Source organism: Mesorhizobium sp. CNPSo 4671 (assembly GCF_057784245.1).
The window spans coordinates 40,372-54,218 of the sequence record NZ_JBWLUW010000005.1 but is presented as its reverse complement, the minus strand read 5'-3'; the positions used below and the strand labels follow the sequence as shown (position 1 = coordinate 54,218).

11 protein-coding genes are annotated in these 13,847 nt (G+C 63.7%); 2 read left to right on the top strand and 9 right to left on the bottom strand.

Annotated features, from left to right (window positions below; all coding sequences use genetic code 11):
- Nucleotides 1-89 precede the first annotated feature (89 nt).
- The 4 genes from AC04SF_RS16215 to AC04SF_RS16200 form a co-directional block, all read right to left on the bottom strand.
- Nucleotides 90-2,180, bottom strand: coding sequence for an ABC transporter permease (locus AC04SF_RS16215; RefSeq protein WP_488478664.1), 2,091 nt, complete (start codon nucleotides 2,178-2,180; stop codon nucleotides 90-92).
- A complete protein-coding gene (locus tag AC04SF_RS16210; protein WP_488478663.1) occupies nucleotides 2,177-3,238 on the bottom strand; it encodes a quaternary amine ABC transporter ATP-binding protein in 1,062 nt (353 codons plus the stop codon). The genes AC04SF_RS16215 and AC04SF_RS16210 overlap by 4 nt, the downstream gene beginning before the upstream one ends.
- Nucleotides 3,239-3,350: 112 nt before the next feature.
- A complete protein-coding gene (locus AC04SF_RS16205) occupies nucleotides 3,351-4,289 on the bottom strand; it encodes an ABC transporter substrate-binding protein (protein WP_488478662.1) in 939 nt (312 codons plus the stop codon).
- A gap of 114 nt (nucleotides 4,290-4,403) precedes the next feature.
- Entirely contained in the window at nucleotides 4,404-5,441 is a 1,038-nt protein-coding gene (locus AC04SF_RS16200; protein ID WP_488478661.1) for an alcohol dehydrogenase catalytic domain-containing protein, read from the bottom strand.
- A gap of 111 nt (nucleotides 5,442-5,552) precedes the next feature.
- On the opposite strand from AC04SF_RS16200, the gene betI reads away from it, so the two are divergent.
- Nucleotides 5,553-6,185 (top strand): transcriptional regulator BetI, encoded by a 633-nt coding sequence (gene betI / locus AC04SF_RS16195; protein WP_488478660.1) that lies wholly within the window; start codon nucleotides 5,553-5,555, stop codon nucleotides 6,183-6,185.
- Between the two features lie 119 nt (nucleotides 6,186-6,304).
- Here the strand turns inward: betI and AC04SF_RS16190 are convergent, their stop codons facing one another.
- From AC04SF_RS16190 to AC04SF_RS16170, 5 genes are read right to left on the bottom strand one after another with little or no spacing between them, the layout of a single operon-like run.
- Complete coding sequence (locus AC04SF_RS16190) at nucleotides 6,305-7,132, bottom strand: SDR family NAD(P)-dependent oxidoreductase (RefSeq protein WP_488478659.1); 828 nt, start codon at nucleotides 7,130-7,132, stop codon at nucleotides 6,305-6,307.
- Between the two features lie 57 nt (nucleotides 7,133-7,189).
- Nucleotides 7,190-7,960, bottom strand: a complete 771-nt coding sequence (locus tag AC04SF_RS16185; RefSeq protein ID WP_488478658.1) for a glucose 1-dehydrogenase — start codon at nucleotides 7,958-7,960, stop codon at nucleotides 7,190-7,192.
- A gap of 13 nt (nucleotides 7,961-7,973) precedes the next feature.
- On the bottom strand, nucleotides 7,974-8,459 hold the full coding sequence (locus tag AC04SF_RS16180; protein ID WP_488478657.1) for an acetone carboxylase subunit gamma: 486 nt from the start codon (nucleotides 8,457-8,459) through the stop codon (nucleotides 7,974-7,976).
- Nucleotides 8,456-10,660, bottom strand: a complete 2,205-nt coding sequence (locus AC04SF_RS16175) for a hydantoinase B/oxoprolinase family protein (protein WP_488478656.1) — start codon at nucleotides 10,658-10,660, stop codon at nucleotides 8,456-8,458. Before AC04SF_RS16175 ends, AC04SF_RS16180 begins: the two co-directional genes overlap by 4 nt.
- Before the next feature lie 14 nt (nucleotides 10,661-10,674).
- Entirely contained in the window at nucleotides 10,675-12,816 is a 2,142-nt protein-coding gene (locus AC04SF_RS16170) for a hydantoinase/oxoprolinase family protein (protein ID WP_488478655.1), read from the bottom strand.
- A gap of 110 nt (nucleotides 12,817-12,926) precedes the next feature.
- Between AC04SF_RS16170 and AC04SF_RS16165 the strand changes: the two genes are divergently transcribed.
- Entirely contained in the window at nucleotides 12,927-13,706 is a 780-nt protein-coding gene (locus AC04SF_RS16165; protein WP_488478654.1) for a helix-turn-helix transcriptional regulator, read from the top strand.
- The last annotated feature ends 141 nt before the right edge of the window (nucleotides 13,707-13,847 follow it).

Below are 13,847 nucleotides of genomic sequence, written 5' to 3'. Positions count from 1 at the left end.
CCATTGTGCAGTGCAATATAACCTATCGCACAGCATGCTCAATGGCAAATCCGGTCACCTTGTCTTACAGGAACGCGAACGGGGAGAGATCAACCGATGGCCCGCCCCGCCACGGCCGCCTGGATCAGGCGGTCGGCGAGGATCGCCAGAAAGGCGATCGACAGGCCAGCGATCAGACCCATGCCTGCATCGGCCTTGCCCAAGGCGACATAGACCGCCTGTCCGAGATCGCGTGTGCCGACCAAAGCGGCGATGGCCAGCATGGACAATGCCGCCATGATGGTCTGGTTGAGACCGAGCATCACCACCGGCAGTGCCAGCGGCAGCTTGGCCTGCAACAGCGTCTGCGCAGGGGTCGCACCCATCTGTTCGACCGCCTCGACAATATCGGCACGCACATGCCGTAAGCCGTGCTCGACATAGCGGATCGGCGGCACGATGGCGTAGAGCATGATGGCGATCAGCGCGGTGAACTCGCCGACCTTGAAGAACATCAGCGCCGGGATCAGGAAGACGAATTGCGGCATGGTCTGCAGTGCATCGCAGACCGACCTGAGGACGCGCGAGGCGCGTTCACTGTAAGCGGCCCAAACGCCGAGCGCGCCTCCGATCACCAGACAAAGCAGCACCGCCAGCGTGCAGAGATAGAGCGACTGGATCAGCGCGCCCCACAGACCGTTGACGAGGATCAGCAGGAACCCCGCCGCGGCAAAAAGTGCCAGCCGCAGGCCGGCGACCTGGAAGGCGAGCAAGGCAATGCCGAGGATGAACACCGGCCAGGGAAAGCCGAGAAAACCGGTGTAGAGCAAGGTGCCGGCGACTAGAACGGCCATCGCCGGCCGCCAACTGACGCGATGCAGCAGCAATGCGGTGGCAAGCAGAACGGCGACGAAGTAAGCCGCATTCGCGGTCGACGAGAACGAAAAACCCCAGATGGCAGGAACCGCGGCGCCGGATATGCCGATCCTGAGCGGCAGCAGCAGGCAATAGAGCACGCCGTTGCGCAGGCCGTCGAAGAACCAGGCATAGTCGCGGACAAGGCCGAGCAGCCATTGATTGATGCCGCCGACCTGCATGCGCAGCCCGCTCGCCGGCAGCCATGTCTCATCCGGCCATGCCAAGCGGATGGCTATCGCCAGCGCGGCTGCAGCCAGCAAGGCCATGGCAAGTCGGCGGCCTGTCATCCAGGCCATGGCCGCCCTCGGTCCGGCCGGGCGCTGCTTGGCGAAGCCGATGGTCAGCCGGTCGATGAGGATGGCGAGCAGGGCGATCACCAGACCCGACAGGATACTCTGGCCGAACTCGGCCTTGCGCATCGAAGACAGCACCTCCCAGCCGATATCCTCGAAACCGCCAATGATGGCGGCGACGATGACCATCGAGAGTGCGGCCATCGTCGTCTGGTTGAAGCCGACGAGGATTTGCGGCAGCGCTGTCGGCACCTCGACCTGCCAGAACTGCTGGCGTCGCGTACAGCCGCTCATCAGGCCGGCCTCGCCGATGTCGGAAGGTACGCGATCGAGGCCGAGCATGGTGTTGCGCACCATTGGCGGCGTCGCATAGATGGCGCTGGCAATCAGCCCGACCACCGGGCCGAAACCGAACAGCAGCAATAGCGGGATCAGATAGGCGAAGGCCGGCACTGTCTGCATCAGGTCCAGCGCGCCGAGCAGCGCCGGGCGCAGGCGCGCACTGCCATGGCCAAGCACGCCAAGCGCGAAGCCGAGCCCGGTGGAGATCGGCACGGCGAGCAGCACCAGCGACAGCGTGCTCATGCTTTGCGGCCAATAGCCGGCAAGCAGGATGTAGGCGAGCGCAAGCACGGCGAAGGCCGTCAGCCGGATGCCGCTCGATTTCAGCGCCAGCGCCGCCACCGCCAGCATCACTGCCGGCCATGGCAGCCAGACTAGCACGAGACGCGCGCCGCGCATCGGCGCGTCGAGCACGGCGGACAAAGCGCGAAATGCCGGCTGGACGACGGTCACCACGGCGTCGGTGGCCGCGTTGATGGCCGGCGCGAGCGGTAAGGTCCAGTCCTTCGGGAACATCACCAGCCAGGGGAAGTCGGTTTTCAGGACAAGGCACAACGCAGTCAGCACGACGAACACGCACCAGGGCAGAAGCGCCGGCTCGACCGCAACCCTCGGCGAGGATCGAAACGATGCGGCCGGCGCGGTCACGAGCGCGAGCGCCTTTTCTGTTCCCGCTCCAGCACGGCAAGCACGGAAGCGGCGGCCAGCAGAGCCGGCGGCGCGGCGCCCTCGCCCGCGACGCTGAAGGCGCGAACGCCGGACGCGAGGCGCGGGATGAGTTCTTCCAGGCTGGTGTCGGCGGCGATCGTCTCATCGGGTGCGGCTGCCCCTTCCAGCGGCGCCGCGAGATCACCGGCCGTGATGACACGCAGCAGCGGCATGTCCTCGGTGAACTGCGCGACATAGTCGTCGGCCGGGTTGAGCACGATATCGGCCGGGCGGCCGATCTGGACGATCTTGCCGGCCCGCATGATGGCGAGCCGGTCGGCCAGGCGGAAGGCCTCGGCCATGTCGTGGGTGATGAAGACGATGGTCTTCTTGAGCATCCTTTGCAGCCGCAGGAATTCGTCCTGCATCTGCCGGCGGATCAGCGGATCGAGCGCCGAGAACGGCTCGTCGAGGAACCACAATTCCGGGCCGACGGCGAGCGAGCGGGCGATGCCGACGCGCTGCTGCTGGCCGCCGGAAAGCTGGTGCGGGAAGGACGCCTCGCGGCCTTCCAGCCCGACCAGCGCGATCATCTCGCGGGCACGGGCTTCGCGCTCCTTCACCGGCTTGCCCTGGATCTTCAGCGGGAAGGCGACATTGCCCAGGATGGTGAGATGCGGCAGCAGGCCGAAATTCTGGAACACCATGCCCATGGCGTGGCGGCGCAGTTCGATGAGTTCCTTGCCGCTCGCCTTCAGCAGATCCTGGCCGTCGAGCAGGATTTCGCCGGCGCTCGGCTCGACCAGCCGCGACAGGCAGCGCACCAGCGTCGACTTGCCGGAACCGGAGAGCCCCATAATGACGAAGATTTCGCCGGTCGCGACTTCGAAGGTGGCATCGACCACTGCCGGCAGATGCGCTTCGACGCGTAGCCGCTCGGCTAGTGCGTCCGGCTCGATGACATAGCCGCGGGAATCGAAATAATAGGCGGGACGCCGCCCATAGACCTTCCACACATTGCGGCAGGCGAGCTTGATCGAGGGCGTGGTAACATTCATCGCTTCAGGCCCTCACACCAACCGAACCCGGCTCCGCAAAACGCGAAGCCAGGCCGGCACATCGGCCACCGCAGGAGCGGGGAGACATGGACGCTTGTCACTTGCCCGTTTGTCACTTGGCCGCGTCGACCCATGGCTTCCAGACGGTCTCGTTCTTGTCGACCCATTCCTTGACGACGGCGTCGAGGTCCTTGCCCTGCTTGTCGACGGCCAGCATCAGCTTCTGCTGTTCGGTGGCGTCCATCTTGAACGTCTTGAGTAAGGCGTAGGCGGCTGGCCATTTGGCGCCGAAGCCGGACCAGACAATCTTGTCGACATCGGGCGGCGTGATGCAATGGTCGTTGCTCTGGACCTTGCAGGGCGGCATGGTGATCCAGCCGACGTCGTTTTCGGCGAGCGCATAGTGCGGACCCCAGAACATCATGACCAAGGGCGACTTGGCGGCTTCGGAGGCTTCCAGTTCGGCGACCAGCGCGCCTTCCGAGCCGGCCGGCACAGCGGTGTATTGCATGGTGTTGTCGGCCAGAATGGTCGCCGCGCGCGAGCCCCAATCGGCGGGGTAGTCGAGGAAGCGGCCGTTGGGCGCGGTCTCCGGCGTCGACAGCGCCTGGATGCATTCCGGCTTGTTGAGTGCGGTCCAGTCGGGAAGACCGGGGCAGATTTTCTCCATGAACTTCGGATAGATCCAGCCTTCCTGCGTCTTGAGGTCGAGCTTGCCGATGTCCTCGATCTGCTTGGCGGCAAGCGTCTTGGGATAGATGTCGCCGACATTGTTCATCCAGACTTCCACCGAGGCGCTCAGCGTGCCGTCGGCAAGGCCGGAGAATTGCGGGAAGTTGCCGGCGGTGACGTATTCGACCTTGTAGCCGAGCTTTTCCAGCAACTGCCCGGCGATATGGGTGGAGACATGCGCGCCGGTCCATTCCAGCATGGCGAGCTTGATCGGCTCGTCCTTGGCGCCGAGATCGGCGCTCAAGCCCGGCGTCGTGCCGGCAAGCACCAGCGCCAGGCCAAATCCGGCATTCCTCAGTCTGTTCCTTGAATTCGGCATGATCATTCCCCTGTTCTTGGATGTTATGGCTCGACCTGAATTTCATCCTTGCTGGTGAGGCTGCCGCTAGCCCCTTCCCGCGCGCCACTCCCCTGGCGGCGGCATTCCCGCCCACTACCCCGTGAAGTCTATGACGAACCGGCCTTTCGACTGGCCGCTTTCAAGCGTGGCGAGCGCGTCCGAGACCTGGTCCAGGCTGATGGTCTCGACCGTGGTTTCGAGCGGCTGTTTGGCGTGCATGGCGACCAGTTCGCGCATCTCCTGCCTTGTGCCGACGCTGGTGCCGGTGATGACGACGCCGGTGGCCGTCAGCCATTCCTGGATGAGCGGCACCGGCTGGAACACCATGGCGGCGGCAATGATCCTGCCGCGTGGGCGGATGCCGGCGACCATGGCGTCCCAGGTCGCGGTGGTCGGCGCGAAGTTGATGCAGGCGTGATATTTTTCGTTCCGCGCCGTGAGCCTCGACGGCAGGCCGCTGTCGGCGATCTCGGCTTCCGCCGCGCCATAGCGGCGAGCGATGTCCAGCTTCGCCGGATCGCGGTCGACCGCGAGCACCTTGACGCCGAGCCGGCTGGCGATCTGCACTGCATAGAGGCCAAGCCCGCCGCAGCCGAAGACGATGGCGCTCTCGCCTGCCTTCAACCCGGCCCGCTTCACTGCGCCATAGGCGGTGATGCCGGCGCACATCACCGGAGCGGTCGTCATCGGGTCGACGGTCTCGGGCAATGCGACCGCGAAGCTGGCGTCGCAGACGACATATTCGGCAAAGGCGCCGGGAACGTTCAAGCCATGCGCGCGATGGTGCTGGCAGAACGACTCGTGGCCATCCAGGCATTCGTCGCAATGGCGGCAGGTGTCGTGGATCCAGGGCACGCCTGCCCGGTCACCCAGCGCCCAGCCGCTCACGCCCTCGCCGATCGCCTCGACGCGGCCTATGCCCTCATGGCCCATAACGAAAGGAGACGGCGCATGCGGCGGGACGCTGTCGCCGCGCCAGATATGCACATCGGTGTGGCAGACGCCGCAGGCCTGCAACCGCACCAGGATCTGGCCGGGACCGGCGACAGGGCGAGGCACGCTGGTAACCTCGAGCGGCTCACCGTACCCGCCAAGAACCGCGGCCCGCATCGTTTGAGTGTGCGACGTCATCGATAGCCTGCCTGACCAATGCTTGCCTTTGCAGCCTAGGTCGGCGAAAATTATATGACAATAGAAAAATTTGTTAGAGCGTACAAAAATTTCGTCGGATATACGAAACCCATGACGACAAAGGCAAAGAAACAACGGACCCGTATCGAGGATATCAGGCGGGTCGAGCTGATCGAGGCGGCGCATCGCATCTTCCTGCGCGATGGGCTGAAAGGCCTGACGACCACCCGCATCTGCCACGAAGCCGGCATGTCGCAAGGCATCCTGACCTATTATTTCAAGGACAAGGATCAGGTGCTGTTCGAGATGGTGCGGTACGCCAACCGCGTCCTGATGGATGCCGTCGTGATCAATCTGCGCCAGGCGGAAACAAGGTGGGATCGCCTGACGGCGATCGTCGAGGGCAATTTCCCGGAGGAGAAGTTCGAGCGCAACACTGCCAACGCCTGGGTTTCCTTCTACGCCGAAGCCGCTCATAACCCCCGCTACGCCCGGCTGCAGGATCTTTTCTACAAGCGCCTGCGCTCGAACATCGGCTCGGCGCTGTCGCCGCTGTGGTCGAAGAGCGAGATCGACCACTTCGTGCGCGGCTTTGCCGCCATGCTTGACGGTTTCTGGCTGCGGCGCGGCCATGGCGATATCTCGCATCTGGAGGCGAGAGCGCTGCTCATCGAATATTCGGAAAAGATGCTTGGTCCGGGCATGGTGTCGAAACTGAAAAAGCTTCAGTTGCAAGCGGCGTGACGTTGCTGCCCGTCCCCTCGCCGGCAGCGAGCGGTTGGGAATGCTCCGTGCCGGCACCTGTCTATCAGCAATTCCGGACGGAAAACCGCCAGGCACTTTTCCTGGAATTGCTTCAGGTCCTACCATAAGGCTCCGCCCGTTACCTGGATGTTTTCCATGGTGATCCCCTTGGCGAGATCCGAGCAGAGGAACACGGCAAGGGCGGCGATCTCCTCGGGCTGCATCATGCGCCCCTGGGGATTGGCCTTCCTGAATTCGTCCATGACCGCCTCGGCGCTGCGGCCCTTGCCCTCGCGCTCGACGACCTGCGCCACGTTGCGGCGCATCAGTTCGGTCTCGACCCAGGTCGGGCTGATCATAACGCAGGTGACGCCATGTGCTGCGCCTTCAAGCGCGACGCAGCGGGTGAGCCCCAGCAGCCCCGCCTTGGAGGCGCAGTAGGCCGGATTGTCCTTCCAGCCGACGGAAGCGGCGGTCGAGCCGATGTTGACGATGCGGCCCCAGCCGCGCGCGATCATGCCTGGCAGCACGGCGCGCGTGGCGCGGAAGGCGCCGGTCAGGTTGGTGTCGACGATCTTGTCCCACAGCGCATCGGAATGGCCGCAGACCGGTTGTTCGGCAGTGGTGCCAGCGGCATTTACCAGGATGTCGGCCGGTCCGATGGCGGCTTCAGCCTCGGCGGCGAATAGGTTGGTGACTTCGCTGTCGCGGACATCGAGATGGGCGGCATGAACCCTGGTGCCGTGGGCCGACAGGGCCGAACGCACGCGCTCGATCTCATCGGCGCCGGGATAGTAGGCGGCATCGGATCTGTCGGCACCGGCGGGCGCGATGTAGGAGCCGGCGGCGACATTGGCGCCCGCCTGCGCAAGCGCCGTAGCAATCGCGAAGCCCATGCCGGAAAAGCCGCCGGTGACGATCGCGCTGCGGCCGGAAAGGTTTGTCATCAGCTATGCTCTCCAGACAGTTCGATGCGAGCCGCTCGGCCCGAGAGGATTTGAAAATCACACGGCAAGGTAGCCTCCATCGACGACCATTTCCGAGCCGGTGACGAATTTCGATTCATCCGAGGCGAGGTAGAGCACCATGTAGGCGATGTCGTTGGGCTCACCGAGGAAGCCTATGGGATGGCGGGAAAGCGCCTTGGCCTTCTCCTGCTCCAGCTTGCCGAGATCGCGCAGATAGTTCTCCGTCTGCGGCGTCCAGATGTAGCCGGGATGGATGGAGTTGCAGCGTATGCCGTAGCGCTTCTCTGCGCAGTGCACCGCGACCGCCTTGGTCAGCGTGCGCACGCCACCCTTGGAGGCGCAATAGGCGGCTAGCTCGGCCTCGCCGATGATGCCGTCGATGGACGACAGGTTGATGATCGATCCGCCGCCGGATTTCTTCATCAGCTTTATGCCTTCCTGGCAGCCGAAGAAGACGCCGTCGAGATTGACGGCCATGGTGCGCCGCCACTCTTCAAGCGAGGTGTCCTCGATGTTCCTGGCGATGGCAATGCCGGCATTGTTGACCAGCACGTCGAGCCGGCCGAATCTTTGCGTGACCGCCGCCATCACCGACGGCCAGTCGTCAAGGTTCGAAACGTCGTGACGAAGTGAGAGGCTTTCGCCGCCATCCTTGCCGATCAGCTCGGCCGTCTCCCGGACAGCGGCCTCATCGATATCGGTGACCACGAGCTTGGCCCCCTCGGCCGCAAGCAACAACGCAGCCGCCCGCCCGAGGCCCATGCCGGCCCCGGTGACGAGTGCTACCTTGCCTGCAACGCGGTTCACAACATCCTGTTCCCTACAGCGGTTTGCCCAGCCATTCGCGGTAGAAGCCTTCGAGATCCGGCTGGAAATCATGCACGATGGGATAGCCAGGCGCTGCCGCTTCCACCTCGTGCATGGTGCCGCACTCCGGGCAGATGAATTCGCGGATTTCCATCCATTGCGGATCGGGGATATCGCTGTTGGGATAGATTTCGCGCAGCGATTCCTCGGTGTTGCGCACGATGATCGCGGCCTTCAGCTTCCAGTTCTTGCGATAGTCGCCGAAGGAATGGCCGCACTCGCAGCGTGTCACCCGCTCGTCGCCGCTCTGGCAGATGAACAGATGATCCGAGACCGGCAGTAGGATCGGATCCTTCCAGCTGACACGATCCTGCAGCACGGCGACATATTTGAAGAAGCGGTCGTCGTCCTTGTAGGCGCTCATGACGCGGCGCGTCTGCGGCCAGGGCAGCGTGCCCGCGACCAGATCGGCGATGACTTCCTTGCTGTATGAGGTCATGGCTTTGCTCCCGGCATGAAGATCGATTTGGCGTCGACGTTCCAGAAATCGCTGAATTCCCTGGTGAAGCGCGACGACAGTTTTATCGCGCTGGCATACATTTTCTTCACTTCGGGCGCGAAATCGGCCTTTTCGACACGGCTGCGTTCGGTGGCGATCCACTCCGAGACGGGCTTTGCTTGAGCGAGGCGCCTGGCACGCATTTCGGCGCGGTGACGCTTGGTGGCCTCGAGGTTGGCGACGGGATAGCCGTCCGCATCCTCATCCAGCATGATGCCGAAGATACCTTCGGCCGCTTCCTTGGTGAGATAGCCGTTTTCGACATCCATGGCCGTCTTGAGCGGATCTCGCTCCAGCACGTCGCCATAGCCGCCGCCGCCATTGTAGGAATGGGTGAAGACGTCGCCGGTCTTGTGCGGGGCGGTGATGTATGGCCCCTCCATCGTCACATGCTCGCCCTGCAGCCGCAGTTCGAGTTCCGAGCGATGCGGGTTGGTGCCGGTGTGATGCGCCAGCGGCGCCCGCTTTTCGGCGAGTTCGAAAATGTTGGAGTTGCGCACCGCGCGATGCTTCTGACAGGTCGGCGCCGGATAGCCGCCACACATGCCGCCATTGTCGAACACACGGGACGAATGCTCCGAGGTGACCAGTCTGAGATGGTCGGTCTTCGAGACCAGCCAGGTCGAGATGAAGGCGCAGCCGCCGCGATATTTGCCGGCGCCGCCGGAATTGGAAACGATCGAGCGACCGATATAGAGCATCGGCATGTTCTGTTCCCAGATCTCGATATTGCCCATGTCGGATTCGGGGTTCCAGCCGACATAGGCGGTATCGAGCCCGTCCTTGATGGCGAGCGCGCCGGAGCCGGCGGCCGCGCATTCGAAATGCGCCATGCCGAACAGCTTGCCGTACTGGCTGGTGCCGCCCATCTCGATCATCGGGCTGTTGACCTGACCGACGAAGGCTTCCTCGACAAAGCCACGGCCGATGAAGGAGCGCGACAACAGCCGCTGGAAGACGCCATAGGCGGGCAAAAGCAGAGCCCATGAGGTGGCGGTTGCCACCATCTCATTGTCCGGGTTGGTCCAGGTTCCGTGCGGCAGTTTCAGCTCGGTCGCCATCCAGGCGCCGTCATTGACCAGCCCTTCGAAGTTCATGTGCTGCGTCAGCGTGACGAACATCCCGCCATCCATGCCGGCCGGCGTGCAGTTCATCGAATGGTAGCCCCAGGGCTGCGTGCCCTCGAAGTCCATGATGATCTTGCCGTCGGTGGTGATCTCCATTTCGATCGGCATGTTGTAGAGCCAGTCGGGATCGCCGAGCGGCTGGTAGCCCGGCTTGCCCTTGGTGACATGGCCATAGAAGGTGTGGCCGCGATAGATGCCGGGCACGGTGAGCTGGCGGGTACGGGCGAGCTGGGCGCGGCGGCCCTCCTCGATGAACTCCTTCGACACCTGCATCCAGTAGTCGAGGCCGATCTCGTCGATCAGCGCCTTGACGCTTTCACGCATGTCGATGCAGGAGGCAACCTTGGCCTTCTCGTCGAGCACCCAGTAGATCGGCATTCTGAGATTGCGCTCGCAGCGGATGACATAGTCGCGCCGGATCTCGTCATTCTCGCCGACCTTTTCGGCGCAGACGAACAGACCTTCGGTGAAGCGCTCCTGCGCCAGCGCCACGTCTCCGCCCGGCGTGATGCCGCCGGCCTCGAGTTCGTGGCAGACCGCGCCCGCCCAGCCGACCAGCTTGCCGGAATGGAAGATCGGCACCACGTCCATGACGTCAGGCACCTGGACGGTGCCGATGAAAGCGTCGTTGTTGGCGAAGATGTCGCCGTCGCGGATGCAGGGGTTTTCCTCGTAGCCGTTGCGGATCATCCATTTGATGAAGCGGCTCATCGTGTGGACATGCACCATGATGCCGTTGGAGAGCGCGATCGCATCGCCTTCCGGCGTGTAGATGGCGACGACCATTTCGCCGACCTCGCGCACGCCAGGCGAAGCCGAGATGCGGCGGGCCATTTCGCGGGCCGAGACGCAATAGGCGCGCAGCTTGGTGTGCAGCGTTTCGAACTTCAGCGGGTCCTGGTTACGCAGATGGAGTTCGGTGATGCCGTCATAGCAGCCGGTCTCTTCCATGAGCCGTTCGGATTCGATCAGCCGTTCGCGGATACGGAGCGCGGAGGCGGGTTTGTCCAGCATGGTAACAGCCCTTCTCAAGCGTGGGTGTAGTGCAGCAGCGTCCATTCATCGACATGGACACGGTCTTGCGGGTGAACGACGAGCGTTGTCGCCGGGTGTTCGATGATGGCCGGGCCGATGACCTCATGGCCGGGCTGCAGCAGATCCATCTCGTAGAGATTGGCCTTGTGCCAGCGCCCGCCAATATAGGCCTCGCGCACGCCCTTGTGGGCGGACGCCGGATCCGACTTGCCGAGCGGGCGCTTCAAGAGCACCGGCTTGACCTTGTCGGCGGTGGCGATGAGGCCGAGCTCGGTGATCGAGAAGCCGGCTTCGCCATAGCGCGAGACGCGGTGGTTGACCTTGGCATAGACCGCCTCGAACTCGTCGATAACCTTGCGCATGTCGTCGGGTGATTGAATAGCCGACAGCGGCGCCATCACCTCGACGTCCTCGAGCTGGCCGGTGTAGCGCATCATCAGGAACGGCACGGTCTTGATCTTTTCGCGCGCATGGCCGTCCTCGATCATTTCGTCGACAGCCGCCTTGGTCAGATCGTCCCAGACATTGGTGACCTTCTTGCCGAAGGCGAGCAGTTCGTCATCACTGGCGCGTGCGCCAATGTCGTGCTGCGTCGACACGGAATGGCGGCGCATGAAATCGGCTGTGGTGCAGCCGAAGGCCGAGAAGGCGGCCGCGAACTGGAAGGTGATGATGTCCTTGAAGCCGATGCCCCTGGAGCAGCCGGCCAGATGCAACGGGCCCGAGCCGCCATAAGAGAGCAGCGTGAATTCCGAGGGGTGGATGCCCTGGCCGGAGATGACGCGGCGCAACGCGTTGTTGGCGTCGGCCTCCAGCATGTCGATCATGCCTTCGGCGGCTTCCTCGACACCGACGCCGAGCAGGCGCGAGCATTTTTCCTCGAAGGCTGCCCTCGCCTTCTCGACCTGCAGCACGACCTTGCCGCCGAGAAAATAGTGCGGGTTGAGGCGGCCGAGGATGGCGTCGCAATCGGCGATGGTCGGCTCGGTGCCGCCCTTGGCAAAGCAGATCGGACCGGGATCGGAGCCCGCACTTTCCGGCCCGAGCGAGACCTTCTTGGTCAGCGGGTCGACCTTGAGGATCATGCCGGCGCCGGCGCCGATCGTGTCGAGATGCAGCGTCGGCACGTTGAGCTTGAAGCGGTCCATCAGCGGCTCGTTCTCGATCCGCGTCTGGCCACGGGTGATGACGCCCATGTCGAAGGAGGTGCCGCCCATATCCGAGCAGATCAGCGAGTCGTTGCCGATCAGCTTGCCGACATAGGCCGCGCCCAGAATGCCGCCGATCGGGCCGGAGATCATGGTTTCATGCAGGCGCGGATGGTTGATCGAGGTCAGGCCACCGAAGGACAGCAGCGTCTGCACGCCATATTTGAAGCCGTATTTCTTGGCAACGTCCTCGATGCCCTTGAGCTGCTTGCGGCCCCGCGAGGTGGCATAGGCCTCGATCAGCACCGAGTTCAGCCGCGACTGCTCACGGATGACCGGACGGACCTCGTGACTGGTGTAGACGAGGATGTCGGCGCTGGCCTTGGCGATCTCCTCGCGGCAGATCTCAGCGATGCGTTTCTCGTGCACCGGATTAACGTGCGAGAAGATCGTCATGATGCAGATGCCCTCGACCTTGTCGGCGATCAGCTTCCTGACGGCGGTCGCGACCTCATGCTCGTAGAGCGGCAGGATGATGTCACCAAACTGGTCGATGCGCTCGGTGACGCCATGGGTGCGGCGACGCGGCACCAGCGGATCGGGATGCTGATGGGTCACCGCATGCAGGCGGTCGGCATAGGAATAGTCGGCCCAGGCCTGCAGGCCGCGGCCCATCAGGATCATGTCTTCCAGGCCCTTGGTGGTGATCAGGCCAAGCCGGCGGCCGGTTCGCGACAACAGCGTATTGAGCATGCCGGTGCCGGAATAGAGCACCACGTTGACGCCGGAAAACAGCTGCTCCAGCGAGATGCCCCAGGCATCGGCCGCGTCCTCCGCCGAGGCGAGGAAGCCCTCGGCCTCGTTCTTCGGCGTCGTCGCCGACTTGCCGATCTTGAAGTGGCCGTCCTGATCGACAAGGATCGTGTCGGTCATGGTGCCGCCGGCGTCGATGCCGATGACAATGGGGTTTGTAGTGATCTGGTCCACGGGTCGCTTTCCCTCTTCGAGAATGACCGCAGGCTAGATTCTCGGGGTCGGATGGCGCCATATGCCTAAAGGCACAATGACGGGCAGGCGCGGTTCGCCGAGAAAAGGGCATGCGCATGGGCAATATATGGGCGCCGCTCGCCAAAGCGATCGCGGCCACCGGCACCGACCGGCATGTCGACTGCCTGATCGACCTGATCGGCGCCGACATTGCGCATGATCTGGTGACGGTCACCCGCTACTCGGCTACCAAGACGCCGGAATTCGTCAAGCACCGGCGTTTCTCGGACGAGATGGTCCGGCGCTATCTCGACAATTACTATGTCTTCGACCCGTTCTACGCCTCGTGGCGACGCGAACGCCGTCTTGGCATCCTGCCACTCAAGGGACTGGCGGACGAAGAAGCCAAGCGCGGCCAGTACATAGCCGGCTTCCTGGCGCAGTCGGAAATCTGCGACGAGGTCGGCATCATGCTGGCCGATGGCGGCGATTGGTGCCTGGGCATCTTCCTCGACCGCTCGACCGCTTCGTTCAAGGACAGCGAGATCGCCCTTCTGGACGAACGGCTGCCGGTGTTCGAGGCGCTGCACGCGCTGGACATCAAGGCACGCGGGCGCGAGTTCTTCCGCACGTCGGCGCCGACCGGCCCCGGCGCCTCGCCGCAGCAGGAACCCACCATCCCGATGAGCCTGTGGCCGGAACTGTCGCTGCGCGAGCGGGAACTCGTCCAGTTGATCCTCGCCGGCCATCCGACCGCCAACATCGCCGAGCGTCTCGGCATCACGGTCGGCACCGTCAAAAACCATCGCCGGCGCATCTATGAGAAGCTCGACATCACAACCGAGCGAGAGCTGTTCCTGCAGTTTTTTCAGCATCGGGTGGATCGATAGCTGACCATGCCGGGAAATCCACAGTCGCCCCCGGCCATTGGCCCAGACGATCGGCCCACATGCCGGCTTGAACTCGATCGACCGTGACCCCACAGTCACCACCAATGGCGCCTTCAGCCAACATAGACGGGGGAGACTGAG